Below are 1,493 nucleotides of genomic sequence, written 5' to 3' on the forward strand. Positions count from 1 at the left end.
TCTTACTGTGTCACAAAATCTGCGATTCATGTAAGGTGAGAGATTCAATCTCGTGGAGAGCGAGCATGGATCTAGGATCGGACGTTGCTGGGAGTGAATCGCGGTTCGCGGCTTTTGTCGAGCGGTTGGCGGGGACCTTGGGCCACGCCGACCGTGTCGCGCCGATGAAAGCCTACTGTACGGGGCTGATGTTGCCCGGGGACCGCAAGAGCGTCGAGCCAATGGCGGCGCGGGTGGATCCGGGGCGGGTTCGGGCTGCCCATCAATCGTTGCACCATTTCGTCGCGAAGGCCGACTGGGCCGATGCCTCGGTGATGGAGACGATGCGTGATCTGGTGCTTCCCGTGCTCACCAAGCGTGAGCCGATCCGCGCCTGGATCGTCGATGACACCGGCTTTCCCAAGAAGGGCAACCATTCGGTCGGCGTGGCCCGGCAGTACTGTGGCCAACTCGGCAAACAGGACAATTGCCAGGTCGCCGTGTCGCTGTCAGTCGCCAACGAGCAGGCGAGCCTTCCCGTGGCCTGGCGCCTCTATCTTCCCGAAGCCTGGGCCGAGGATCCGCTGCGGCGGGCGAAGGCCGGGGTTCCCGACGACATCACGTTCGAGACCAAACCCCAGATCGCCCTCGATCAGATCCGGCAGGCCAAGCAAGCCGGCATCCCGACTGGCGTGGTGTTGGCCGATGCGGGCTACGGCGTCGATACCACCTTCCGGATCGGCCTGCGGGCGATGAACCTCGACTATGTCGTCGGCGTCCAGTCGTCGGCCACTCTGTGGCCCCCTGGACAAGGGCCGTTGCCACCCAAACCCTGGAGCGGAAAAGGCCGACCACCTTCGCTCTATCGTCGCGACCGCGAGCACAAGCCGACCTCAGCCAAGGCCCTCGCCGCATCCCTGTCCGACGAGGCCTGGCAGATGGTCTCGTGGCGCGAGGGCACCAATACGACGCTCACCTCGCGGTTTGCCGCAGTTCGCGTGCGCCCGGCTCATCGCGACTATTGGCTCTCCGAGCCCCATCCCGAGGAATGGCTCCTGATCGAGCAGCCAGACGGTGAGGCCGAGCCGACGAAATACTGGCTATCGTCGCTGCCAGGCACGACGCCGGTTCCCAACCTGGTCGCGAACGCCAAGCTGCGATGGCGTATCGAGCGCGACTATCAGGACCTGAAGCAGGAACTCGGCCTCGGCCATTACGAAGGCCGAGGGTGGCGAGGATTCCACCACCACGCCACGCTCTGCATCGCCGCCTACGCCTTCCTGGTCTCAGAGAGGAGTCTGATTCCCCCCTCAGGCCCCCGGATCTCGGCGATCCTACCGGCACCTGCCGTACCCGACGATTACCGACCGCGTGGAACTCCCCATGCGGACCGAGCGGCACGTGGCTGACTCGATCGCTACCATCCGCGTCCGCCTGATCAGAGCCCTGTCCCGCCGTCTCGAACGATGTCCATGCTGCCAGAGAACCGTTCGACAGCTTATGACACAGTAAGA

General features: G+C 64.2%; 1 protein-coding gene. It reads left to right on the forward strand.

Annotated features, from left to right (window positions below; genetic code table 11):
* The first annotated feature begins 65 nt into the window (after window positions 1-65).
* A complete protein-coding gene (locus tag AE618_RS11570) occupies window positions 66-1,388 on the forward strand; it encodes an IS701 family transposase (protein ID WP_054209227.1) in 1,323 nt (440 codons plus the stop codon).
* Window positions 1,389-1,493: the final 105 nt, after the last annotated feature.

This window comes from Allobosea vaviloviae (assembly GCF_001298265.1).
Taxonomy (GTDB): Bacteria; Pseudomonadota; Alphaproteobacteria; order Rhizobiales; family Beijerinckiaceae; genus Allobosea; species Allobosea vaviloviae_B.

What these genes read in the sequence shown, in the direction of transcription:
- AE618_RS11570 (WP_054209227.1), top strand. Translation starts at nt 66, where the DNA reads ATGGATCTAGGATCGGACGTTGCTGGGAGTGAATCGCGGTTCGCGGCT.